This window comes from Streptomyces sp. URMC 124, from assembly GCF_051386455.1.
In the GTDB taxonomy this organism is placed as follows: domain Bacteria; phylum Actinomycetota; class Actinomycetes; order Streptomycetales; family Streptomycetaceae; genus Streptomyces.
Genome location: NZ_JBPQTS010000653.1, coordinates 1 through 236, shown reverse-complemented (window position 1 = coordinate 236; position 236 = coordinate 1). Strand labels below are relative to the sequence as shown.

Below are 236 nucleotides of genomic sequence, written 5' to 3'. Positions count from 1 at the left end.
CCATGTAAGCGCCCATCATATGCCCTTTATAGGAGATGAACATATCGCACAGGGTGTGGATGATCACCATACCCAGCATGACCACCCCCATCAAGTAGATCTGACTGAGCGCATCCGGCCTTTGTTCCTCCAGGACATTGATCGTAATATACCTTACGCATAACGGCAGCAGGAGCGTAATGGCCGATACGATGAATGCGCAGGCCAAATCAGCCGCGAGCAGCCCGATATACGGC

1 protein-coding gene is annotated in these 236 nt (G+C 52.5%); it reads right to left on the bottom strand.

From position 1 onward, the window contains the following. Window positions 1-236, bottom strand: a 236-nt coding sequence (locus ACSNOG_RS34050) for a hypothetical protein (RefSeq protein WP_436756528.1), incomplete at both ends; no start/stop codon positions are given.